This window comes from Geodermatophilus sp. SYSU D00708, from assembly GCF_054050115.1.
The window spans coordinates 116,379-139,514 of sequence record NZ_JBJGYS010000011.1; the positions used below are offsets into that span (position 1 = coordinate 116,379).

Annotated in this window: 17 protein-coding genes; 12 read left to right on the forward strand and 5 right to left on the reverse strand. The window is 74.5% G+C overall.

The window, feature by feature from the left end; all coding sequences use genetic code 11:
• The first annotated feature begins 56 nt into the window (after positions 1 to 56).
• Positions 57 to 2,219: an NAD-dependent DNA ligase LigA gene (gene ligA / locus ACI79D_RS11645; RefSeq protein WP_456918568.1), complete on the forward strand. Its 2,163-nt coding sequence runs from the start codon at positions 57 to 59 to the stop codon at positions 2,217 to 2,219.
• A gap of 91 nt (positions 2,220 to 2,310) precedes the next feature.
• On the opposite strand, the gene ACI79D_RS11650 is transcribed toward ligA, so the two are convergent.
• Positions 2,311 to 2,994: an ACT domain-containing protein gene (locus ACI79D_RS11650; RefSeq protein ID WP_456918569.1), complete on the reverse strand. Its 684-nt coding sequence runs from the start codon at positions 2,992 to 2,994 to the stop codon at positions 2,311 to 2,313.
• A 205-nt stretch (positions 2,995 to 3,199) separates the two neighbouring features.
• On the opposite strand from ACI79D_RS11650, the gene gatC reads away from it, so the two are divergent.
• The 4 genes from gatC (at position 3,200) to gatB (ending at position 6,831) form a co-directional block, all read left to right on the forward strand.
• Positions 3,200 to 3,541: an Asp-tRNA(Asn)/Glu-tRNA(Gln) amidotransferase subunit GatC gene (gene gatC, locus ACI79D_RS11655; protein WP_456918570.1), complete on the forward strand. Its 342-nt coding sequence runs from the start codon at positions 3,200 to 3,202 to the stop codon at positions 3,539 to 3,541.
• A 2-nt stretch (positions 3,542 to 3,543) separates the two neighbouring features.
• The gene (gene gatA, locus ACI79D_RS11660; protein ID WP_456918571.1) at positions 3,544 to 5,070 is read left to right on the forward strand and encodes an Asp-tRNA(Asn)/Glu-tRNA(Gln) amidotransferase subunit GatA; all 1,527 of its coding nucleotides are present in this window, start codon (positions 3,544 to 3,546) and stop codon (positions 5,068 to 5,070) included.
• A gap of 73 nt (positions 5,071 to 5,143) precedes the next feature.
• Positions 5,144 to 5,326: a hypothetical protein gene (locus ACI79D_RS11665; protein WP_456918572.1), complete on the forward strand. Its 183-nt coding sequence runs from the start codon at positions 5,144 to 5,146 to the stop codon at positions 5,324 to 5,326.
• Positions 5,323 to 6,831, forward strand: coding sequence for an Asp-tRNA(Asn)/Glu-tRNA(Gln) amidotransferase subunit GatB (gatB, locus tag ACI79D_RS11670; RefSeq protein WP_456918573.1), 1,509 nt, complete (start codon positions 5,323 to 5,325; stop codon positions 6,829 to 6,831). Before ACI79D_RS11665 ends, gatB begins: the two co-directional genes overlap by 4 nt.
• A 33-nt stretch (positions 6,832 to 6,864) precedes the next feature.
• On the opposite strand, the gene ACI79D_RS11675 is transcribed toward gatB, so the two are convergent.
• Positions 6,865 to 8,007, reverse strand: coding sequence for a PQQ-dependent sugar dehydrogenase (locus ACI79D_RS11675; RefSeq protein WP_456918574.1), 1,143 nt, complete (start codon positions 8,005 to 8,007; stop codon positions 6,865 to 6,867).
• A 150-nt stretch (positions 8,008 to 8,157) separates the two neighbouring features.
• Here ACI79D_RS11675 and ACI79D_RS11680 point away from each other — a divergent pair, with 150 nt between their 5' ends.
• Complete coding sequence (locus tag ACI79D_RS11680) at positions 8,158 to 9,114, forward strand: 2-hydroxyacid dehydrogenase (protein WP_456918575.1); 957 nt, start codon at positions 8,158 to 8,160, stop codon at positions 9,112 to 9,114.
• 4 nt (positions 9,115 to 9,118) lie between these two features.
• Here ACI79D_RS11680 and argG read toward each other — a convergent pair whose 3' ends face one another.
• Genes argG through ACI79D_RS11695 form a run of 3 tightly spaced genes read right to left on the reverse strand, consistent with a single transcriptional unit; the run spans position 9,119 to position 11,797 of the window.
• Positions 9,119 to 10,534 (reverse strand): argininosuccinate synthase, encoded by a 1,416-nt coding sequence (argG, locus tag ACI79D_RS11685; protein WP_456918576.1) that lies wholly within the window; start codon positions 10,532 to 10,534, stop codon positions 9,119 to 9,121.
• A 48-nt stretch (positions 10,535 to 10,582) separates the two neighbouring features.
• The gene (locus ACI79D_RS11690; RefSeq protein WP_456918577.1) at positions 10,583 to 10,951 is read right to left on the reverse strand and encodes a PH domain-containing protein; all 369 of its coding nucleotides are present in this window, start codon (positions 10,949 to 10,951) and stop codon (positions 10,583 to 10,585) included.
• A 6-nt stretch (positions 10,952 to 10,957) separates the two neighbouring features.
• Complete coding sequence (locus ACI79D_RS11695) at positions 10,958 to 11,797, reverse strand: helix-turn-helix transcriptional regulator (RefSeq protein ID WP_456918578.1); 840 nt, start codon at positions 11,795 to 11,797, stop codon at positions 10,958 to 10,960.
• A gap of 90 nt (positions 11,798 to 11,887) precedes the next feature.
• Here ACI79D_RS11695 and ilvD point away from each other — a divergent pair, with 90 nt between their 5' ends.
• The 6 genes from ilvD to ilvC all read left to right on the forward strand — a co-directional run bounded on the left by ilvD (position 11,888) and on the right by ilvC (position 22,964).
• Positions 11,888 to 13,615, forward strand: a complete 1,728-nt coding sequence (gene ilvD / locus ACI79D_RS11700) for a dihydroxy-acid dehydratase (RefSeq protein ID WP_456918579.1) — start codon at positions 11,888 to 11,890, stop codon at positions 13,613 to 13,615.
• Between the two features lie 117 nt (positions 13,616 to 13,732).
• On the forward strand, positions 13,733 to 16,360 hold the full coding sequence (locus ACI79D_RS11705; protein ID WP_456918580.1) for a putative bifunctional diguanylate cyclase/phosphodiesterase: 2,628 nt from the start codon (positions 13,733 to 13,735) through the stop codon (positions 16,358 to 16,360).
• Positions 16,360 to 19,062 carry a putative bifunctional diguanylate cyclase/phosphodiesterase gene (locus tag ACI79D_RS11710; protein ID WP_456918581.1) on the forward strand — a complete coding sequence of 901 codons (2,703 nt, stop codon included), beginning with the start codon at positions 16,360 to 16,362 and terminating at the stop codon, positions 19,060 to 19,062. Before ACI79D_RS11705 ends, ACI79D_RS11710 begins: the two co-directional genes overlap by 1 nt.
• 284 nt (positions 19,063 to 19,346) lie before the next feature.
• On the forward strand, positions 19,347 to 21,218 hold the full coding sequence (locus ACI79D_RS11715) for an acetolactate synthase large subunit (protein ID WP_456918582.1): 1,872 nt from the start codon (positions 19,347 to 19,349) through the stop codon (positions 21,216 to 21,218).
• A 99-nt stretch (positions 21,219 to 21,317) separates the two neighbouring features.
• Positions 21,318 to 21,845, forward strand: coding sequence for an acetolactate synthase small subunit (gene ilvN / locus ACI79D_RS11720; protein WP_456918583.1), 528 nt, complete (start codon positions 21,318 to 21,320; stop codon positions 21,843 to 21,845).
• 90 nt (positions 21,846 to 21,935) lie between these two features.
• Complete coding sequence (ilvC, locus tag ACI79D_RS11725; protein WP_456918584.1) at positions 21,936 to 22,964, forward strand: ketol-acid reductoisomerase; 1,029 nt, start codon at positions 21,936 to 21,938, stop codon at positions 22,962 to 22,964.
• The last annotated feature ends 172 nt before the right edge of the window (positions 22,965 to 23,136 follow it).

Consider the following 23,136-nt stretch of genomic DNA (forward strand, 5'->3'; position numbering starts at 1 on the left):
CACACGCCCGGGGGAACGACGGGACGGCTGTCGGAGCTGCCGGATACCGTCTCGCCGTGACCACGGAAGCCGAGCTGGACGAGTCGGTCGACGCCCCGGAGGTGGCCGTCGCCGCCGAGCGGGAGGACCTCACCGAGGTCCCCGACGAGGCGCGCACCCGCCACCGCGACCTCTCCGAGGAGCTCGACCGGTACGCGTTCGCCTACTACGTGCAGGACGCGCCGCTGGTCAGCGACGGCCAGTACGACGAGCGGATGGCCGAGCTCAAGGCCATCGAGGCCGAGCACCCGGCCCTGGTCACCCCCGACTCGCCGAGCCAGAAGGTCAACGGCGGGTTCACCGCGACCTTCGCCCCGGTCCAGCACCTGGAGCGGATGCAGAGCCTGGACAACGCGTTCAGCAGCGACGAGCTGTCGGCGTGGGCCGCCCGCGTCGATCGCGAGGTGGGCACGGCGGCCCGCTACCTGTGCGAGCTGAAGGTGGACGGCCTGGCGGTGGCGCTGCTCTACGAGCGGGGCCGGCTGGTGCGCGCCGCCACCCGGGGCGACGGCGTCACCGGCGAGGACGTCACCGCCAACGTCCGCACGATGCAGGACGTCCCGCAGCAGCTGGCGGGGGAGGACGTGCCCGAGCTGCTCGAGGTCCGGGGCGAGATCTACTTCCCGGTCGCTGCCTTCGCCGACCTCAACGCCGCGATCGTGGAGCAGGGCAAGGCGCCGTTCGCCAACCCGCGCAACGCCGCCGCGGGTTCCCTGCGGCAGAAGGACGCCCGCATCACCGCGAGCCGCCCGCTGCGGATGGTCGTGCACGGGCTGGGCGCCCGCCACGGCCTGGCCCCCGAGTACCAGTCGGCCGCCTACGAGCGGCTGCGGGAGCTCGGGCTGCCGGTGAGCTCCCGGTACGAGGTGGTCGACGACCTCGAGGGCGTGTGGGCCTACATCGAGCGCTACCGGGAGCAGCGGCACTCGGTGGAGCACGAGATCGACGGCGTCGTCGTCAAGGTCGACCAGATCGCCCTGCAGCGCCGGCTCGGGTCGACGTCCCGCGCGCCGCGGTGGGCGATCGCCTTCAAGTACCCGCCGGAGGAGGCGACCACCAAGCTGCTCGACATCCGGGTCAACGTCGGGCGGACCGGGCGGGTGACGCCGTTCGCGTTCATGGAGCCGGTCAAGGTCGCCGGGTCGACGGTGCAGCTGGCCACGCTGCACAACGCGAGCGAGGTCAAGCGCAAGGGCGTGCTGATCGGCGACACCGTCGTCATCCGCAAGGCCGGCGACGTGATCCCCGAGGTCCTCGGGCCGGTGGTGGCTGCGCGCACCGGCGAGGAGCGCGAGTTCGTCATGCCGACGCACTGCCCGGAGTGCGGCACCGAGCTGCGGCCCGAGAAGGAGGGCGACGCCGACATCCGCTGCCCCAACGCCCGCTCCTGCCCGGCGCAGCTGCGGGAGCGGGTGTTCCACGTCGCCGGGCGGGGTGCGTTCGACATCGAGGTGCTCGGCTACGAGGCGGCGATCGCGCTGCTGGACAGCCACCTGCTGCAGGACGAGGGCGACGTCTTCACCCTCGACGAGGAGAAGCTGGAGAGGACGGCGTTCTTCACGAAGAAGGACGGCACGCTCTCGGCCAACGGGCGCAAGCTGCTGGCCAACCTGCAGACCCGCAAGGACGTCCCGCTGTGGCGGGTGCTGGTGGCGCTGTCGATCCGGCACGTCGGGCCGACCGCCGCTCAGGCGCTGGCCCGAGACTTCCGCTCGCTGGACCGGATCGCCGAGGCCTCCGAGGAAAAGCTCGCCGCCGCCGACGGGGTCGGCCCGACGATCGCGCAGTCGGTGCGCGACTGGTTCGCCGTCGACTGGCACCGCGAGGTGGTCGAGAAGTGGCGCGCGGCCGGTGTCCGGATGGCCGACGAGGGCGAGGCGGCCGGGCCCGGGCCGCTGACCGGGATCACCGTCGTCGTCACCGGGTCCCTGCGCGACTACAGCCGCGACCAGGCGATCGCGGCGATCCAGGAGCGCGGTGGCAAGGTCACCGGCTCGGTGAGCAAGAAGACCGGCTTCGTCGTCGTGGGCGCCGACGCGGGGAGCAAGTACGACAAGGCGGTGCAGGTGAAGGCGCCGATCCTGGACGACGACGGCTTCCAGGTGCTGCTCGACGAGGGGCCCGACGCCGCTCGTGCGGTGGCCACGATCGGCGACGGCAGCGAGCCCGCGGGGGCCTGACCGCCGGCCGAGCGGCGGTGTCCTCACCGATGACCCTCCTGCTGGGGCCCGCCGCGAGCCTGCGAGTGGCGGGGGGCAGGAGGGTCCTTCTTCAGGCCGGCGGCAGGTGCGCCACGCTGGCCGCGATCCCGGTGAGGTGCACCAGGCGGAGCAACTCCGACCGTCGGTAGGCGGGTCCGCCCGACCGTCCGAGCACCACCGCCGTCGCCGGGCCGCCGAACGGGACGGCCATCATCTCGATGGCCATCTCCTGCCACCGCTCGGGCAGCCAGTCGTCCTCGCTGGGCAGCAGCCGCGGGGCGGGCAGCGGCAGCCACGGCAAGGCCATCCCGTCGAAGGTCGGCGCGGCGTCGGAGGCGGCCAGCACCTCGCAGGCCGTCCCCGCGGCGTCGGCGTACAGCACCGCGGCCCAGCCGCTGTGGAAGACGCGGGGCAGTTCGGCGGCGAGCAGCTTGACCGCCAGGGTGGGTGGGGGATCGGTCGCGGCCCGGGCCAGCGACTCGAGCAGCTCCAGCTCGCGGTGGGTGTCCAGCGGCCCGGCGAACGGCCGCAGCGACTCCACCTGCACGCCGTCCACGGCCTGGGCGGCGGTGATCAGGCTGTCGGGGAGCCGGTCGGGCGGCAGGTCGACCACGATGTCGTCGACGGCCACGCCGCCGCCGCGCTCGAGCACGTCGACGGAGACGATGTCGATCCCGGCGGTGCCGAGCGCGGTGGCGACGGCGCCGAGGATGCCGGGACGGTCGGGGACGACCAGCCGCAGGAGATAGGACACGGTTCCTCCGTGGCGGGGGTGCGGGCCGATCTCCGTCGATCGCGGGCCCGGTCAGCTTCCCGCATCGACCGGCCGGTGGTCGAGAGGCCCCTCCGGCACGGAAGGACCCGACCGGCCCTCAGCGGCCCCACGTACAGTGGCGGGGTTGGATCCCGGTCCCCAAGCGGCCCGACGAGACGCCGCCGAAGTGGAGTTCCGCCAGAGCATGAGCACCCCCTCCCCGAAGGAACCCGCGGCTCCGCGGGACACCGCCGGCCTCGGGCGCGATGACGTCGCCCACCTGGCGCGGCTGTCCCGTCTGGCGCTGAGCGACGAGGAGCTCGACCACTTCGCCGGTCAGCTGAGCGCGGTGCTCGACGCGGTGGCCCAGGTCGGCAAGGCCGACGTCGAGGACGTCCCGCCGATGACCCACGCGGTGCCGCTGACCAACGTCACCCGGCCCGACGTCGTGACGCCGTGCCTGCCGCGGGACGTCGTCCTCGCCGAGGCGCCGGCCGCGGAGGACGACCGCTTCCGCGTGCCGCAGATCCTCGGGGAGGAGGGGTGACGATGGAGCTCACCACGGTCGACGCCGCCGAGCTCGGCCGCCGGCTGGCCGCCGGTGAGGTCAGCTCCGTCGAGCTGACCCGCGCCTACCTCGACCGGATCGCCGCCGAGGACGACGTCATCGGCGCCTACCTGCACGTCGACGCCGAGGCCGCGCTGGCCCGCGCCGGCGAGATCGACGCCGCCCGCGCCGCGGGGGAGGAGCTCGGCCCCCTGGCCGGCCTGCCCGTCGCGCTCAAGGACGTCTTCGTCACCGAGGGCGTGCCCACCACCAGCGGCTCGAAGATCCTCGAGGGCTGGCGGCCGCCGTACGACGCCACCGTGGCCGCGCGGCTCAAGGACGCCGGCACGGTGCTGCTGGGCAAGACCAACATGGACGAGTTCGCCATGGGCTCGTCCACCGAGAACTCCGCCTACCGGCCCACCCGCAACCCGTGGGACACCGACCGCATCCCCGGCGGCTCCTCCGGCGGCTCGTCGGCGGCGGTCGCCGGCGGCCTGGCCCCGTGGGCGCTCGGCACCGACACCGGTGGCTCGATCCGCCAGCCGGCCGCGGTCACCGGGCTGGTCGGGCACAAGCCGACCTACGGCTCGGTCTCGCGCTACGGGCTGATCGCCTTCTCCTCCAGCCTCGACCAGGCCGGGCCGATGGCGCGCACCGTCGTCGACGCCGCCGTCCTGCACGAGGCGATCGGCGGGCACGACGCGCGGGACTCCACGAGCATCGACGCCCCGGTGCCGGTGCTGGTGAAGGCCGCCCAGGAGGGTGCCCGCGGCGAGCTCGCCGGCCTGCGCGTCGGCGTCGTCCGGGAGCTCGGTGGCGAGGGGCACACCGACGGCTACGAGGCCGGGGTGCTCGACCGCGTCCGGGAGACCGTCACCCTGCTGGAGGGCATGGGTGCCGAGGTCCGCGAGGTCTCCTGCCCGTCGTTCGACCTTGCCCTGCCGGCGTACTACCTGATCGCGCCGAGCGAGGCGTCGTCCAACCTGGCCCGCTTCGACGGCATGCGCTTCGGGCTGCGGGTCGCCGACGACGGCCGGCACTCCCTCGAGGAGGTCATGTCGCTGACGCGCGACGAGGGCTTCGGCCCGGAGGTCAAGCGCCGGATCATCCTCGGCACCTACGCGCTGTCGGCCGGCTACTACGACGCCTACTACGGGCAGGCGCAGAAGGTCCGGACGCTGATCACCCGCGACTTCACCGCCGCCTTCGGCGACGTCGACGTCCTGGTCAGCCCCACCAGCCCGACGGTGGCGTGGCCGATCGGCGCCCGCGTCGACGACCCGCTGGCCATGTACGCCGCCGACCTGTGCACCCTGCCGGCCAGCCTGGCCGGGCTCCCGGCGATCTCGGTGCCGTGCGGACTGTCCGACGGCCTGCCGGTCGGCTTCCAGGTGATGGCCCCGGCGCTGGCCGACGACCGCTGCTACCGGGTCGCCGCCGCGGTCGAGGCCGCGCTGGACGCCGCCCGCGGGCACCGGCTCCTCGACGAGCTGGGACGGTGGACGGCGCAGGAGGCACGCAGGTGAGCGAGCGTGCGAGCTCACGAATGAGCGCAGCAACCACGTTCGCGCGGCCGACGAGCGCCAGCGAGGAGGACGCGTGAACGGGCCGCTCAAGGCCGCCTGGGCCCTCACCGCGTTCGTCGTCGTCGTGGGCCTGGTCGGCTGGATCGCGACCGGCGAGGCGTTCTTCGCCGTCTTCATCGTCCTGGGCCTGCTGACCGCCCTCGGTGCGTGGCTGAGCGGCCGCAGCACCGGCCCGAAGGAGGGCAACCGGAAGTGACCACCACCCAGACCGGGGAGCGCCTGGTCGACTACGACGAGGTCCTCACCCGCTACGAGCCGGTCATCGGCCTGGAGACCCACGTCGAGCTGGGCACCGCGTCGAAGATGTTCTGCGGCTGCGCGACCACCTTCGGCGCCGACCCGAACACGCAGACCTGTCCGGTGTGCCTGGGCCTGCCCGGCTCGCTGCCGGTGGCCAACGCGGCGGCGATCGAGGCGACCATCCGCATCGGGCTGGCCCTGGGCTGCCGGATCGCCGGCTGGTGCCGCTTCGCCCGGAAGAACTACTTCTACCCGGACATCCCGAAGGGCTTCCAGACCAGCCAGTACGACGAGCCGCTGTGCACCGCCGGGCACCTCGACGTCGAGGTGGACGGCGAGACCTACCGCGTGGAGATCGAGCGGGTGCACCTCGAGGAGGACACCGGCAAGAACCTGCACGTGGGTGGGGCCACGGGGCGGATCCACGGGGCCGACTACTCGCTGGTCGACTTCAACCGGGCCGGCATCCCGCTGGTCGAGATCGTCACGCGGCCCATCCCGGGCGCCGGCGCCAAGGCCCCCGAGGTCGCCCGCGCCTACGTCACCGAGCTGCGCGACATCATCCAGACCCTCGGCGCCTCCGACGTCCGCATGGAGCAGGGCAGCCTGCGCTGCGACGTGAACACCTCGCTGGCCCCGATCGGCAGCCTCGAGTGGGGGACCCGCACCGAGACCAAGAACGTCAACTCGCTGCGGTCGGTGGAGCGCGCGGTCCGCTACGAGATGCGCCGCCAGGCCGCCGTCCTGGACGGCGGCGGGCGGGTGCTGCAGGAGACCCGGCACTTCCACGAGGACACCGGCAGCACCTCGCCCGGGCGGAGCAAGGAGGAGGCCACCGACTACCGGTACTTCCCCGAGCCGGACCTGGTGCCGGTCGCCCCGGACGCCGAGTGGGTGGAGAAGCTCGCCGCCGGGTTGCCCGAGCTGCCCGCCGCGCGGCGCAAGCGGCTGCAGGAGGAGTGGGGTCTGTCGGCCACCGAGATGGCCTGGATCGCCAACGCCGGTGCGGTCGACCTGGTCGACGCCACCGTCGCCGCCGGTGCGACCCCGGCCGACGCCCGCAAGTGGTGGCTGGGCGAGCTGGCCCGGCGGGCCAACGACGCCGGCATCGAGCTCGCCGAGCTGGCCGTCACCCCGCGGCAGGTCGCCGAGCTCACCGCGCTGGTCGCGGCGGGCACGGTCAACGACCAGCTGGCCCGTCAGGCGCTGGACGGCGTGCTGGCCGGGGAGGGCGACCCGGGGCAGGTCGTCGAGGCCCGCGGCCTGGCGGTGATGGGGGAGTCCGACGAGCTCGTGGCCGCCGTCGACGCGGCGATCGCCGGGGCGCCGGACGTCGTCGCCAAGGTGCAGGGCGGCAAGGTGCAGGCGCTCGGGGCGCTGGTGGGCGCGGTCATGAAGGCCACCCGCGGCAAGGCCGACGCCGCGACGGTGAAGCGCATGCTCGAGGAGCGCCTGCTGTGACACTGCGGTCCTCCGGACCGCAGTGTCACAGCCTCACAAAGGGGAGTCGGAAGAGCCGCCGGGCGGGAGGATCCGCAGCACCTTGTCGTCGTCCTCGGCGGGCGTGCCGATCCCGTCGCGGTTGGACGTGGTGATCCACAGCGCGCCCTCGGCGTCGAGGACGACGGTCCGCAGCCGCCCGTACCGGTCGGTGAGGAACGCGGTCGGCTCCTCGACGGCGGTGCCGCTGGGGTCCAGTTCGACGGCGTGCACGCGCTTGCCGTCGAGCGCCCCGAGGAAGATCGTGCGGCCGGAGACCGCGCAGCCGCCCAGGCCGCCCTCGGCGGCCGGGATCTCGACGACGGGGCGGGCGCTGCCGGGCCGGTCCTCGGGCCAGCCGTAGTCGGCGTCCTCGGTGAGCGCGTTCAGCTCGTCGGGTCCCTCGGCCGCGTCGTCGGTGGCGAAGAGGGTCTCGTCCCCGCCGAGGCACAGCGCCGTCACGTCCCGGTGGCCCTGGCTGAAGACCGGGCCGTCGGCGGCGATCGGCTGGCCGAACACGTCGACGTGCAGCACCTTGCCCGCCAGCGAGGCGGGGTCCTGGGCCAGGCCCGCGTTGCCGGTGTCGCCGGTGCCCACGTAGAGCGTGCCGTCGAGGCCGAACAGCAGCCCACCGCCGTTGTGCGTCTCGCCGCGCGGGATGCCGGTGAGCACCGGGTTGGGCGTGCCGCCGATCGGGAAGCGGACCACGCGGTTGTCGGTCGCGGTGGAGACGTAGGCGTAGAGCAGGCCGTCCTCGGCGAAGGTCGGGGAGAGGGCCAGGCCGAGCAGTCCGCCGTCGCCGGCGGTGTCGATGCCGCCGACGGTCATGAGCTCCTCGGCGGGGGAGCGGTCCGGGAAGACGCGCAGCAGCCGCCCGGTCTCGCGCTCCCCGACGACGGCGCTGCCGTCGGGCAGCACGACCAGGCCGGTGGGGACGGTCAACCCCGAGGCCACGACGTTGGGGTCGCCGCCCTCCTCGCCGGAGTTCGGCTCGGCGGGGTCGCCGGGCGAGGGCGGCTGGGTCGACTCGGTCGGCGGCCCGACCTGCGGCGGGGGACCCTCCGGCAGCGGCCGGAACGGGCCCGACGGCTCGTAGCCGCCGCTGCCGCACCCGGCCAGGACGACGCTCAGCAGGGCCGCGCCGACGAGACCGGCCACCCGTCTGCTGCGCTGACCCACACCAGAACAGTACGTGCGGCGGCTGGGCCCGTCCCGGGCCCGCCGCCCCTGGTGGTCGTCCTCCGTGCAGGGTCCCGCCGCGAGCCTGCGAGCTCTGGGGGCAAGGGGGCCCTCCTAGGGTCGGGGGCCGTGACCTCCCAGACCGCCGCTCCCCACATCGTCGGCCCGGAGGAGACGCTGCACGTGCTCGTCCCCTCCTCGGCCCTTGCCGCCGCCGTGGAGGAGGTGTCGCCGCGGGTCCGCGCCCACCGGGTGACCCCGGCGGACGGCCCGCCGACCGGGGAGGCGGCGCAGGCGCAGGTGTGGGTCCCCGGCGGCGGGACCGGCGTCCCCGACGGCTTCCTGGCCGCGCTGCCGCGCCTGCGGCTGGTGCAGCTGCTCAGCGCCGGCGCGGAGCGCTTCGCCGGCCGGCTGCCCGAGGGCGTCGTCCTCTGCAACGCCCGCGGCGCGCACACGCCGTCCACGGCGGAGTGGGTGGTCACCGCGATCCTGGCCGCCCAGCGCGGCATCCCGGAGTTCGTCCGCGCGCAGGACGCCGGCCGCTGGGCCCCGCGGGCACACGGCACCGTCGTCGGCGCGCGGGTGCTGGTGGTCGGCGCCGGGGACATCGGCCGCACCGTCGGCCGGGTGCTGGCCGGGTTCGACGCCGAGCCGACCTACGTGGCCCGCACCGCCCGGGAGGGCGTGCACGGCACCGACGAGCTGCCGCGGCTGCTGCCCGAGGCCGACGTCGTGGTGGTGCTCGTACCGGTGACCGAGGAGACCACCGGCCTGGTCGACGCCGCGTTCCTCGCCGCCATGCGGGACGGCGCGCTGCTGGTCAACGCCGCCCGCGGGGTGGTCGTGGACACCGCTGCGCTGCTGGCGGAGCTGCGGTCGGGGCGGCTGCGGGCGGCCCTCGACGTCACCGACCCCGAGCCCCTGCCGGACGGCCACCCGCTGTGGTCGGCTCCGGGCCTGCTGCTCACCCCGCACGTCGCGGGCAACGTGCCGGGGACCAACGAGCGCGCCGCGGCCGCGGTCACCGACCAGCTCGCGCGGGTGCTGGCCGGCGAGCCGCTGGCGAACGTCGTCGCGGCGTACTAGCGGATCAGTCGGTCCCGGACTCCATCGCGGCGCGGTCGAGCAGCTCGTCCTCGGCGGAGACCGCGCCGCGGGAGGCGATCGCCTCGGCGCCGCCCTCGCGCAGCGGGCCGACCAGCGCCGCGTGCGAGCTGTCCACCATGCCGATCGCCGCGTACTGCTCGAGCTTGGCGCGGGAGTCGGCGATGTCCAGGTTGCGCATGGTCAGCTGGCCGATCCGGTCCACCGGCCCGAAGGCGGAGTCCTCGGTCCGCTCCATGGACAGCTTGTCCGGGTGGTAGCTGAACGCCGGGCCTGCGGTGTCGAGGACCGAGTAGTCCTCGCCGCGCCGCAGCCGCAGGGTGACCTCGCCGGTGACCGCCGTCCCGACCCAGCGCTGCAGCGACTCCCGCAGCATCAGCGCCTGGGGGTCCAGCCAGCGGCCCTCGTAGAGCAGCCGGCCCAGTCGCCGTCCCTCGCTGTGGTACGTGGCGAGGGTGTCCTCGTTGTGGATGGCGTTGACCAGCCGTTCGTAGGCCGTGTGCAGCAGCGCCATGCCCGGCGCCTCGTAGATGCCCCGGCTCTTGGCCTCGATGATGCGGTTCTCGATCTGGTCGGACATGCCCAGGCCGTGCCGGCCGCCGATGGCGTTGGCCTCGAGCACCAGGTCGACCGGGGAGGCGAACTCCTTGCCGTTGATCGTCACCGGCCGGCCCTGCGCGAAGCCGATCGTGACGTCCTCCGGGGCGATGTCGACGTCGGGGTCCCAGAACCGCACGCCCATGATTGGCTCGACGGTCTCGATGCCGGTGTCGAGGTGCTCGAGGGTCTTGGCCTCGTGGGTGGCGCCCCAGATGTTGGCGTCGGTGGAGTAGGCCTTCTCCGCGCTGTCCCGGTAGGGCAGGCCGTGGGCGACCAGCCACTCCGACATCTCCTTGCGGCCGCCGAGTTCGCCCACGAAGTCGGCGTCCAGCCAGGGCTTGTAGATCCGCAGGGACGGGTTGGCCAGCAGGCCGTAGCGGTAGAACCGCTCGATGTCGTTGCCCTTGAAGGTGGAGCCGTCACCCCAGATCTGGACGTCGTCCTCGAGCATGGCCCGGACCAGCAGGGTGCCGGTGACCGCCCGGCCGAGCGGGGTGGTGTTGAAGTACGCGCGGCCGCCGGAGCGGATGTGGAACGCCCCGCAGGTCAGCGCGGCCAGGCCCTCCTCGACCAGCGCCGCCCGGCAGTCGACCAGCCGGGCGACCTCCGCGCCGTAGGCGGTGGCGCGGCCGGGCACCGAGCCGATGTCGGGCTCGTCGTACTGGCCGATGTCCGCGGTGTAGGTGCACGGCACCGCCCCCTTGTCGCGCATCCACGCGACCGCTACGGAGGTGTCGAGGCCGCCGGAGAAGGCGATCCCGACGCGCTCGCCGACGGGCAGGGACGTGAGCACCTTGGACACGGGTAAGAGTATGCACGGCCGTGAATGGTCATGCAAAAAGCCCCCGGCTCAGGCGGGATCCGGGATCCGTCCGCCGGACAGCGCGGCCAGCCGGGGCAGGTCGGCGGCCCGCAGGACCGGCAGGCGCACCTGCGTGCCGCGGGTGGTCACGAGCCACAGCTCGCCGCGGTCGGCGACCCGGATGCCCGCCAGCTCCGCCCAGGGCACCCGGCGCCGGCCGGCGAGGGAGCGCACCGTGATGCCGTCGTCCCCGACGTCGACGCCGACGCGGAGCACCCACAGCGCCACGAGGAGGGGCACCAGCAGGAACACCGGCGTCCAGGGCGCGGCGAAGGCGAGCGGGACGGCGCAGATGAAGAGGAAGGCGACCGGGAGCATCGCCGTCCGGCTCATCCGCAACCGGGCGGGAGCGACCACGGCTGCTCATCCTCCCAGACGGTCGGCGCCGGCCAGCCGGGTCAGCTTCTCCGCAGCATCACTACCCTCGGCGGCGGTGTAGACGACCATCTGCAGGCCCGGCGCGTCCGCGGGGGTCAGCTGGTGGTGCTCGAGCAGCAGCGTGCCGACGACCGGGTGCTCGAAGCGCCGCTCCGAGGAGCTGAAGCGGTCGACGTCGTGACTGGCCCAGCCGGCCCGGAAGTGCGGGCTGGCCGCCTCCAGCCGGGCGACGAGGTCCACGACCTCCCGGTCGGCCAGCCGCGGCCCGACCTCGGCGCGGAACTGGGTGAGGAACCGGCGGCTGTCGGTGGTCCAGTCGCCGAGCAGCTCGCGCACGGCCGGGTCGGTGAAGACCAGCCAGAGCAGGTTGCGGTCGGCCGGCGGGACGGCGGCGACGCCGGGGTAGAGCCGCTGGTAGGCGAGGTTCCAGCCGACGATCGACCAGCTCGGCGTGATGACGTAGGCGGGGGAGGGGCCGAGGGCGTCCAGCAGCCGCTGCACGTGGGCGGGCATGCCCTCCGGGTCGGTCGCCGGGGGGGTGCCGCCGTGCCCGGCCAGGCGCCGGACGTACTCGTGTTCGGCCGGCGACATCCGCAGCGTGCGGGCGAGCGCGTCGACGACCTGCCGGGAGGGGCGGATGTCGCGGCCCTGCTCCAGCCACGTGTACCAGGTGTGGCTCACCCCCGACAGTAGCGCGACCTCCTCGCGCCGCAGCCCCGGGGTGCGACGGGCCCCGCCGGTGGGCAGGCCGGCGTCGCGGGGGTCGACCTGGCGACGGCGGGAGCGGAGGAACTCGGCCAGCTCACGGCGGGCGGACGGCGGCACGGTGCCTCCCGGGGCGGCTCGGTGGTGGTGTCGGTACCAGTATCGGCGCTCTCTCGGCGCGGGTCCGTGACCGGCCTACGCTCTGCGGACGTGAGCATCGGCGAGGACCTCATCCCCGGACACGAGTCCCACAGCGGGACGCACAGCCCCTTGAAGCCGCGCAGCTACGAGGTGACCGACGGCATCGCCAAGGCCCCGGCGCGGGCGATGCTCCGCGCCGTCGGCATGGGCGACGACGACTGGGACAAGCCGCAGATCGGCGTCGCGTCGTCCTGGAACGAGATCACCCCCTGCAACCTCTCTCTGGACCGGCTGGCCAAGCGGGCCAAGGAGGGCGTGCACGCCGCCGGCGGCTACCCGCTGGAGTTCGGCACGATCTCGGTCTCCGACGGCATCTCGATGGGCCACGAGGGCATGCGCGCCTCGCTGGTCTCCCGCGAGGTCATCGCCGACTCGGTGGAGACCGTCATGTTCGCCGAGCGGCTCGACGGCTCGGTGCTGCTGGCCGGCTGCGACAAGTCCCTGCCCGGCATGCTCATGGCCGCCGCGCGCCTGGACCTGGCCAGCGTCTTCGTCTACTCCGGCTCGATCCTGCCGGGCCGGCTCGGCGACCGGGACAACCTGACGATCATCGACGTCTTCGAGGGCGTCGGCGCCTGCGCCCGCGGCCTGATCACCCGCGAGGAGCTCGACGCCATCGAGAAGGCGGCCTGCCCCGGCGAGGGCTCCTGCGGCGGCATGTACACCGCCAACACGATGGCCAGCGTCGCCGAGGCCCTGGGGATGGCCCTCCCCGGCAGCGCCGCGCCGCCCGCCCCCGACAGCCGCCGCGACGCCGTCGCGGTCGCCTCCGGCGAGGCCGTGGTCAACCTGCTGCGCCGGGGCATCACCGCCCGCCAGATCATGACCAGGAAGGCCTTCGAGAACGCGATCACCGTGGTCATGGCGCTCGGCGGCTCGACCAACGCCGTCCTGCACCTGCTGGCCATCGCGCACGAGGCGCAGGTCGACCTCACCCTCGACGACTTCAACCGGATCGGCGACCGCACCCCGCACCTGGCCGACGTGAAGCCCTTCGGCCGGTTCGTCATGACCGACATCGACCGCGTCGGCGGCGTCCCGGTCGTGCTGCGCGCGCTGCTCGACGCCGGTCTGCTGCACGGCGACGTGCTCACCGTCACGGGCAAGACCATGGCCGAGAACCTCGCGGAGATCGCCCCGCCGGACCTCGACGGCACGATCGTCCACGCGATGGACAACCCGATCCACAAGACCGGCGGGCTGACGATCCTGCGCGGCTCGCTCTCCCCGGACGGCGCGGTCGTGAAGTCCGCGGGCTTCGACGCCGACGTCTTCGAGGGCACCGCCCGCGTCTTCGACGGCGAGCAGGGCGCCATGGACGCCGTCACCGACGGCACGCTGAAGGCCGGCGACGTCGTCGTCATCCGGTACGAGGGCCCTCGGGGCGGCCCGGGCATGCGCGAGATGCTCGCCGTCACCGGCGCCATCAAGGGCGCGGGCCTGGGCAAGGACGTCCTGCTGCTCACCGACGGCCGGTTCTCCGGGGGGACGACGGGTCTGTGCGTCGGCCACGTCGCGCCCGAGGCCACCGACGGCGGCCCGATCGCGCTGGTGCAGGACGGCGACCGGATCCGGCTGGACCTGACCACCCGCACGCTGGACCTGCTGGTGGACGACGACGAGCTGGACCGGCGCCGCGCCGCGTCGACCCCGCTGCCCCCGCGCTACACCACCGGGGTGCTCGGCAAGTACGCCAAGCTGGTCGGGTCGGCCGCGCAGGGCGCCATCTGCGGCTGAACCACCCGCTGAACGCGCTGGTCGGGGCGGCCCCCCCGTTGGGGTGAGGCCCGCCCCGCTGCGCTGTTGCGGCCCGGAACACGTGCCGAGACAGCAGGTGTGGACAGGCTGAGGTGGGTGCTCCTCGGGAGCGCCGTGCTGGCGGCGATCGCCTGCGCGGTGTCCGCCGGATCATCCGGCGCCCGGTTCGTCGGGGACGTCGCGGTCACCGTCATGGGGATCGTCACCTCCGTCGTGACGTGGTGCGCAGGACGGCGCCACCAGTCAGGTGCGCGCGGCTGGCGTCTGCTCGCCGTCACGCCGCTGCTGCCCGTCGTCGGCTTCTTCACCGTGCTGGCGATGGAGCCCGTCGACCCGATGGAGCGGGTGCTGCTCCGGTGGCTGCCGACCGTGCCCGGCTACGTGGTCTTCGTCATCGGCACCCTGACCCTCGTCGACCGCGGCCGGTTGTGCCGCGGTGCCCGGTCCGGCGTCGAGCTGGCCCTCTTCGGCACCGCGTGCCTGCTCGTCGTGCAGCTGTTCGTGCTCGGCCCGCACCGCAGCTGGCTGGACCTGGGCCTCGCCGAGGCCGCGGTGCTGGCGGCCGCCGCCGTGGTCACCGCCGGCACGATGACGGCGACGCTGGTGCTGCTGGGGGCCATCGAGAGCCACCGCCAGCGGATGGCGCTGCTGCTGCTGGCCGGCGCCGTCGCGGCGACCACCGGCCGCGCCCTGGGCACGTCCGCCATGCTCTCCGGCGCGGTCGGCGTGACCGGCGTCAGCCGCTTCCTCGTCGTCGTCGGACTGTTCCTGGTCGCCGCCGCCGCGACGGCCGACCCCGGAGCCCGGGGCGCCGACGCACGGCCCGGACCGGCCCGCAGCGGCCGCTCCACCCACGTGGGCCAGCTGCTGCCGCACCTGGCGATGCTCGCCGCACTGCTCGGGCTGGTCACCGCCGGCGCCGTGGGCGGGCGCCCCAGCCCGGTCATGATCGGCGGTGTCGTGCTGTGCGCGGGCCTGTCCGTCGTCCACCGGTGGGTGACCGCCCGCGACGAGCAGCGCATGGGGGCCCGGCTGCGGCGCAGCGAGGCGTACTTCCGCTCCCTGGTCTCGGCCAGCGGCGACGCCGTGGTCATCCTCGACCGGGACCTGCGGGTCACCTGGGCCTCCCCGGCGCTGGCGACCGTGCTCGGCGACACCGGGCGCCCCGCCGGCGGGCGGGACCTGCTCGAGCTGGTGCACCCCGAGGACGCCGTCGCGGTGGCCCGGGCGCTGCAGCCCGAGGGCGCGCCGTCGGGCGGGCTGCTCACGCTGCGGATGCGGCACGCCGACGGGTCCTGGCGGTACCTGGAGGCCGGGGTCTCCGACCTGCGCGCCGACGCCGCCGTGGGCGCGGTGGTGCTGCACTGCCGGGACACCACCGAGCGCGTCGAGCGGGAGCACGACCTGGAGCAGGTCGCCTTCACCGACCCGGTCACGGGGCTGCTCAACCGGGCCGGCTGCGCGCGGGTGGCCGAGGAGCGACTGGCCGTCGCGGGTGCCCCCGAGGCGCCGTGCACCAGCGTGCTCCTCATCGAGCTGGCGGGCCTGGACGAGGTCCGCGAGGACGCCGGCCGCGACGTGGTCAGCGACGTCCTGGTCGAGGTCGGTCGCCGGCTGCGGGCCACCGTGCGCGCCTCCGACGTGGTCGCCCGGCTCGGGGTGGGGCAGTTCGCCGTCCTCGTCGAGGGCCTGCCGCACGCCGTCGACCTGCTCGCCGACCGCTGCCTGTCGCTCATCGAGCAGCCCGTCGACACCCCGGCGGGGATCTTCGACCTCAGCGCCAGCGTGGGCATCGTCGAGATCGGGCCCGGTCAGTCGGTCGCCGACCTGCTGGCGCGCGCCGACCTCGCCGTCCGTGCGGCCGCGGCGTCCGGCCCGGGCAGCGCGCTGCGCTACCGGCCCGCGCTCGGCAGCGCGGCCGACCGCCGCGCCCGGCTGCGCGACGACCTGCCCGGCGCGTGGACGCGCGGCGAGTTCTCCGTGCTCTTCCAGCCGGTCGTCTGCCTCGTGGACCAGCGGGTCACCGGCGTGGAGGCGCTGCTGCGCTGGCGGCACCCCGAGCTGGGGGAGGTCCCGCCGGCGGAGTTCGTGCCGATCGCCGAACGCGCCGGGGCCATCGGCGACCTGCAGCGCTGGGCGCTCGAGCACGCCGCGACCGTGGTGGCCGGCCTCCCGGAGACCGGGGCCCCGCTGCGCCTGGGCGTCAACATCTCCGCCTCCCACGTCGCGTCCCGGACCCTGGTCGGTGACGTCGCCGCGGTGCTGCACGCCACCGGCCTGGCGCCGGAGCGGTTGGTCCTGGAGATCACCGAGGCCACCGTGCTGGCCGAGGGCGAGCACGTGGCCGTCGACATCGAGGCGCTGCGGCTCATGGGCGTGCACGTCGCCCTGGACGACTTCGGCGCCGGCCGCTCGTCGCTGGCCGACCTGACCAGGCTGCCCATCGACGTGCTCAAGCTCGACCGCTCCCTGGTCGCTCGGGTCGACCGGGACCCGAAGAGCCGGGCCCTGTGCGAGTCGGTGGTCACCGTCGGCCGGGCGCTGGGCCTCGACGTGGTGGCCGAGGGCGTGGAGACCCCCGCCCAGCTCGGCGCGCTGCGCGGCCTCGGCTGCGGCTTCGCGCAGGGCTTCCTGCTCGCCCGCCCGCTGCGGCTGGCCGACCTCGCCGACCTGCTCACCGATCGCGCCGGCCAGTTGTGGCCGGGGCTGGTCGGCTCCCGGTGATGCCGACCGCAGCCGCGCCGTCCCGCCACGGCGGACCGGCCCGGGCCTCGACACCGGTCGTCGCCCTGCTGGGCGTCCTGAGCGCGGTCACCGCCGTCCTGGAGGTGACCGGCTCCCCGCTCGTCGCCCGGCTCGTGCCGGCCTGCCTCGCGGTGGGGTCCGCCGTGGCCGCGGTCGCCGTCGACCGGGCCGCCGCCCGGCTGCCCGGGCGGTCGGGCCGGCCGTGGCGCGGCCTCGCCCTCGCCGCCGCGCTGCTGGCCGTCGGGCAGTGCCTGGCCGTCCTGCGCGCCGCGAGCGACCTGTCCTCCGGCAGCGTGGAGGACGTCCCCACGCTCCTCGCGGTGCCCGTGGCGATGACCGCCGCCGCCTGGCTGCTCCCGCCGCGCCGGGGCCGGCGGCTGGGTTCGCGGGTGCTGATCGACGGCGCGGTCGTCACCGTCGCGGTCGCGGTGCTGGTGCACGTGCTCCTGGGCCGGCGGCTGGCCGGCGTGCAGGGCGCGGCCGACGGGCTGATCTCACTGGGCTACCCGACAATCGGCGCCCTGCTCTGCGGCATCGGGCTGGTCACCGTGACCGCGGTGACCGGACCCCGGCGGCAGGCGGCCACCTGGCTGCTGGTGTCCTTCACCGCGATGGCCGTGGTCGCCGTGGGCGGCGCCCTCGGCCGCACGTCCGGCGGCACGGGGTACGCCGTGGTCACCGAGCTCGCCTGGCTGGCCATGCTCGCCGCCGGCGTGCGCGGCGTGGCCGCCGACCCGGGCGAGCCGGCCACCCCCGACGACGACCCGCTGACGCTGCCGGTGCGCGGAATCGCGGTCGCCTACGCCGCGGCCTTCGGCGTGCTGCTCATGCTCCTGGCCGGCGAGCTCGCCGGGCGGACCACGCCCGTGGTGGAGGCCGCCGGGGGAGCGCTGCTGGTCGTCCTGACCGCCGTCCGCACCGTCCTGCTCACCCGGGACGGGCACCGGCTCACCTCGCGACTGCAGCGCGCCGAGGGCTACTTCCGCGCGCTGGTGCACAGCGGCGACGCCGTCACCGTCGTCCTGGACCCCACCGGGCGGATCGGCTGGGCCTCCGGGCCGGTCGTGGCGCAGCTGGGCTGGTCCGAGGCCGAGCTCGCCGGCACCGCGCTGGCCGACCTGCTGCACCCCGACGACCGCGACCTCGTCGACCGGGTCCGGGCCGCGGTCGGCAACCGGACCGGCGCGGACGGGCTGCCCGCGACGGTGCGGCTGCGGACCCGGGACGGCGCCTGGCGGGACGTCGAGGTCTCCGGCGCCGCGCGGGCGGGGGCGGGCAGCCGCAGCCGCGACGGGCTGGTGCTGCACCTGCGCGACGTCACCGACCGGCGCAGCACCCAGCGCGAGCTCGAGCGGCTCGCCTACACCGACTTCCTCACCGGCCTGCCCAACCGGGCCCGGTTCATGGCCGCGCTCGACGCGACGCGGAACGCCGCCGAGCCGGGCTGCGTGCTGCTGGTCGACCTCGACGGGTTCAAGGCGGTCAACGACGTCGCCGGCCACGACGCGGGGGACCGGCTGCTGTGCGAGGTCGCCGACCAGTTGCGCACCGCCGCCCGGGAGGAGGACCTCGTCGCCCGCCTGGGCGGTGACGAGTTCGCCGTCCTGGTGCGCGCCGGCCGAGCCGAGGCCACGGCGCTGGCCGAGCGGCTGGTCGAGGTGCTCGACCGGGATCACCGGCCGGTGGCCCCCGACGGCAGCGCCGGCAGCGGGCCGGTCTTCGCCGTCTCCGGCAGCGTCGGCGTGGCCGAGCTGCGGCCGGAGGACGACGCCGCCGAGTCGGTGCGCCGCGCCGACCTGGCGCTGCGCATGGCCAAGGCCGCCGGCAAGAACTGCGTCCGGACCTCGGGGGAGGCCCTGGATCGCGTGGTCGACCGGCGCGCCCGGCTGGCGCGCGACCTGCCCGGTGCAATCGCCGGCGGCGGCCTGTCGCTGGTCTTCCAGCCGGTGGTCGGGGTGCGGGAGCGGCGGGTCCTCGGGCTGGAGGCCCTGGTGCGCTGGCAGCACCCGGAGTTCGGCGCCGTCCCGCCGGACGAGTTCGTCGCCCTCGCCGAGGACGACGGCCTGGTCGTGCCGCTGCAGCGCTGGGTGCTCGGCGCCGCCATGGCCGCCCTCGCGCCGCTGCTGTCCCGCGGCCTGGACCTGCAGCTGGGCGTGAACGTGTCCGTCCGGCACCTGCAGGCCGGCTGCCTCGTGCCCGACGTCACCCGCGCGCTCGCCGAGTCCGGGGTGCCCGCGAACCGGCTGATGCTCGAGATCACCGAGTCGGTGCTCCTCGGCGCGGAGGACCGGGTGGACGGCGACCTGACCGCGCTGCGGGAGATGGGCTGCGTGATCTCGCTGGACGACTTCGGCAAGGGCCACTCCACGCTCGCGCGGCTGGCCCGCCTGCCGGTCGACGTGCTCAAGATGGACCGCGCCTTCGTGGCCCACATCGAGGACGACCCGCGCACCGCCGCGCTCGTCGGCAGCGTCGTGGACCTCGGCCGGACCCTGGGCATGGACGTCGTCGCCGAGGGGGTCGAGACGTCCGGCCAGCTCGCCACGCTGACCGCGCTCGGCTGCGGTTTCCTCCAGGGCCACCTGCTCGGCCGCCCGGTGCCCGCCGAGGTGCTGCCCGACCTGCTCGAGGCGTTCGACCCGGCGGTCCTCGGCGAGACCGGTGTCCCGTCCCACTTGTGAGGACGCAGGTGTCCACACAGTGGGACGAGATGGTTGACGGGTCGCCCCTCCGAGGCGCACAGTGAGCGGGTGCGCCCGGCCAGCCTGCTCCTCGTAGTCGCCTAGCGCGTCGGTCGCCCGACCGACGCGCTACACCCCTCTGTGCCTGCGGCACGAGGGGTTTTTCGTTTGCGGGCCCCCTGACCGTCCCGGACAGCGGCCGGCCCGCGCCCGCAGGCAGCCGGCCGCACACGCACGGCCCCCGAACCGACGTCCCCCCGACCGGGACACTGCCAGGAGACGCCATGAACAGCACCACCCCGGGCGAGTCCGCCAGCCGCGAGGCGGCCGCGTCGCTCACCGGTGTCGAGACGACCGCCCGCTCGGTCGCGGCGGCCGCCCCCGAGCCGCTCACCGGCATCACCGGGGCCCAGAGCCTCGTCCGGTCTCTCGAGGCGGTCGGCGTGGAGGTCGTCTTCGGGATCCCGGGCGGGGCGATCCTGCCCGCCTACGACCCGCTGTTCGACTCCTCGGTCCGGCACGTGCTGGTGCGGCACGAGCAGGGCGCCGGGCACGCGGCCACCGGGTACGCCCAGGCCACCGGCCGGGTCGGCGTCTGCATGGCCACCTCCGGCCCTGGGGCGACCAACCTGGTGACCCCGCTCGCCGACGCGCACATGGACTCGGTCCCGGTCGTCGCGATCACCGGTCAGGTGCCCAGCGCCGCGATCGGCACCGACGCCTTCCAGGAGGCCGACATCCGCGGCATCACGATGCCGATCACCAAGCACAACTTCCTGGTGACCGACGCCGACGAGATCCCGCAGAAGATCGCCGAGGCGTTCCACCTGGCCGCCACCGGCCGGCCGGGCCCGGTCCTGGTCGACATCTCCAAGGACGCCCTGCAGGCGACCACGGACTTCGCGTGGCCGCCGCGGCTGGACCTGCCCGGCTACAAGCCGACCACCCGTCCGCACGGCAAGCAGGTCCGCGAGGCCGCCGCGCTGATCGCCAAGGCCCGCCGCCCGGTCCTCTACGTCGGCGGCGGCGTGCTCAAGGCGCAGGCCAGCGCGGAGCTCGCCGAGCTCGCCGAGCTGACCGGCGCCCCGGTCGTCACCACGCTCATGGCCCGCGGCGCCTTCCCCGACAGCAGCCCGCAGCACCTGGGCATGCCCGGCATGCACGGCACCGTCGCCGCGGTCACCGCCCTGCAGAAGTCCGACCTCATCGTCGCCCTCGGGGCCCGCTTCGACGACCGGGTCACCGGCCAGCTGTCCTCCTTCGCGCCCGACGCGCTCGTCGTCCACGCCGACATCGACCCGGCCGAGATCGGCAAGAACCGCAAGGCCGACGTCCCGATCGTCGGCGACGCGCGGGAGACGATCGCCGAGCTGGTCACCGCCCTGCGCGCCGAGCACGAGGCCGGGCACACCCCCGACCTGGCGGCCTGGTGGGCCCAGCTCGACGCGTGGCGACAGACCTACCCGCTGGGCTACGACTGGCCCGAGGACGGCGCGCTGTCCCCGCAGTACGTCATCGAGCGTCTGGGCGCCATCGCCGGGCCGGACGCGATCTACGCCGCCGGTGTCGGCCAGCACCAGATGTGGGCTGCGCAGTTCATCCGGTACGAGAAGCCGGGCACCTGGCTCAACAGCGGCGGCCTGGGGACGATGGGCTACGCCGTCCCGGCCGCGATGGGCGCCAAGTACGGCCGCCCGGACACCACCGTGTGGGCGATCGACGGCGACGGCTGCTTCCAGATGACCAACCAGGAGCTGGCCACCTGCGCGATCGAGGGCATCCCCGTCAAGATCGCGATCATCAACAACGGCAACCTCGGGATGGTCCGCCAGTGGCAGACCCTCTTCTACGAGGGCCGCTACTCGAACACCAAGCTGCACGCGCTCAACGAGGACGGCACCCCCAAGCCGGTGCGCATCCCCGACTTCGTCCTCCTGGCCGAGGCGATGGGCTGCGTCGGGCTGCGCTGCGAGAGCAAGGACGACGTCGACGCGGTGATCGAGAAGGCGATGGCGATCGACGACGCCCCGGTGGTCATCGACTTCGTGGTCGGCCACGACGCCCAGGTGTGGCCGATGGTCGCCGCGGGTGCCAGCAACGACGACATCATGGCCGCGCGCGACGTCCGCCCGGTCTTCGGCGACGGCCAGGTGTAAGGACCCCCGTTCCCCCCACCACTCGCTCCGCTCGCGGCGGGGCCCTGAACGGGGGCCGCCGCTGGTGACGATCCGCTTCGAAAGGAACGTTGGGTAGCAATGACCCGCCATACGTTGTCGGTCCTCGTCGAGAACAAGTCCGGCGTCCTCGCCCGCGTCTCGGCGCTGTTCAGCCGGCGCGGCTTCAACATCGAGTCCCTGGCCGTCGGGCCGACGGAGAACCCCGAGCTCTCCCGGATGACGATCGTCGTCGACGCCGACACCGCGCCGCTGGAGCAGATCACCAAGCAGCTGAACAAGCTGATCGAGGTGATCAAGATCGTCGAGCTCGAGTCCACCGCGGCCGTCCAGCGCGAGCTGCTGCTGGTCAAGGTCCGCGCGCCGATGGCCGACCGCACCCAGGTGCTGCAGACCGCCGAGCTCTTCCGGGCCCGCGTGGTCGACGTCAACACCGACACCGTGACCCTGGAGGCCACCGGCACGCCGGACAAGCTCCAGGCCCTGCTCGCCGTCCTCGCCCCCCTGGGCATCAAGGAGATGGCGCAGTCGGGCACCGTGGCCCTGGGCCGGGGTCCGCGCTCCATGTCCGGCGCCGGTACGTTGCGCCCGGTCGAGCGCACCGCCTAGCACACTGATCGGCCCTCCTGCAGGGTCCCGCTGCGAGCTTGCGAGTAGCGGGGGCAGGAGGGTCCTTACTCGAAGGGAACCGCACAGCACATGGCCGCCGAGATCTTCTACGACGACGACGCCGACCTGTCGATCATCCAGGGGCGCACCGTCGCCGTCCTGGGCTACGGCAGCCAGGGCCACGCGCACGCGCTGTCGCTGCGTGACTCGGGCGTCGACGTCCGCGTCGGGCTGCCCGAGGGCAGCAAGAGCCGTGCCAAGGCCGAGGCCGAGGGCCTGCGCGTCGTCACGCCCGCCGAGGCGGCCGCCGAGGCCGACCTGATCATGATCCTCGCCCCCGACCACGTGCAGCGGAACCTGTACAAGGAGTCGGTGGAGCCCAACCTGCAGGACGGCGACGCGCTGTTCTTCGGTCACGGCTTCAACATCCGGTTCGGCTACATCAAGCCCCCGGCCGGCGTCGACGTCGCGATGGTCGCCCCCAAGGGCCCCGGCCACCTGGTCCGCCGCGAGTTCGAGAACGGCAAGGGCGTGCCCTGCCTGGTCGCCGTCGAGCAGGACGCCAGCGGGCAGGCGCTGCAGCTGGCGCTGTCCTACGCCAAGGCCATCGGCGGCGCGCGGGCCGGCGTCATCAAGACGACCTTCGCCGAGGAGACCGAGACCGACCTGTTCGGCGAGCAGGCCGTGCTCTGCGGCGGCATGTCGGCGCTCGTGGCCGCGGGCTTCGAGACCCTCATCGAGGCCGGGTACCAGCCGGAGATCGCCTACTTCGAGTGCCTCCACGAGCTCAAGCTGATCGTCGACCTCATGTACGAGGGCGGCATCGCCAAGCAGCGCTGGTCGGTGTCGGACACCGCGGAGTACGGCGACTACACGACCGGCCCGAAGATCGTCGACGAGCACGTCAAGGCGACGATGAAGGAGGTCCTCGCCGCGATCAAGGACGGCTCGTGGGCCGCGGCGTTCATCGCCGACCAGGACGCCGGCGCGCCGGACTTCAAGCGGCGCCGCGCCGAGGCCGAGGCGCACCCGATCGAGGAGACCGGCCGCAAGCTGCGCGGGCTGATGAGCTGGGTCTCGGCGTCCGACGACTACACCGGGACCGCCGCCCGCAACTGAACAAGGACCACCCTTCCCCCCACGCCTCGCAGGCTCGGCGCGGGTCCCTGAAGGGTGGCCGCTCCAGTACGTCACCAAGGGGCCCCCCCCGGCCCGCGCGGGGCCCCGGCCCCCCCCACGATGGGCGCCTACAGGCGCCGCGCGGCGGGCCACTAAATGGCGGTCGCCGCGC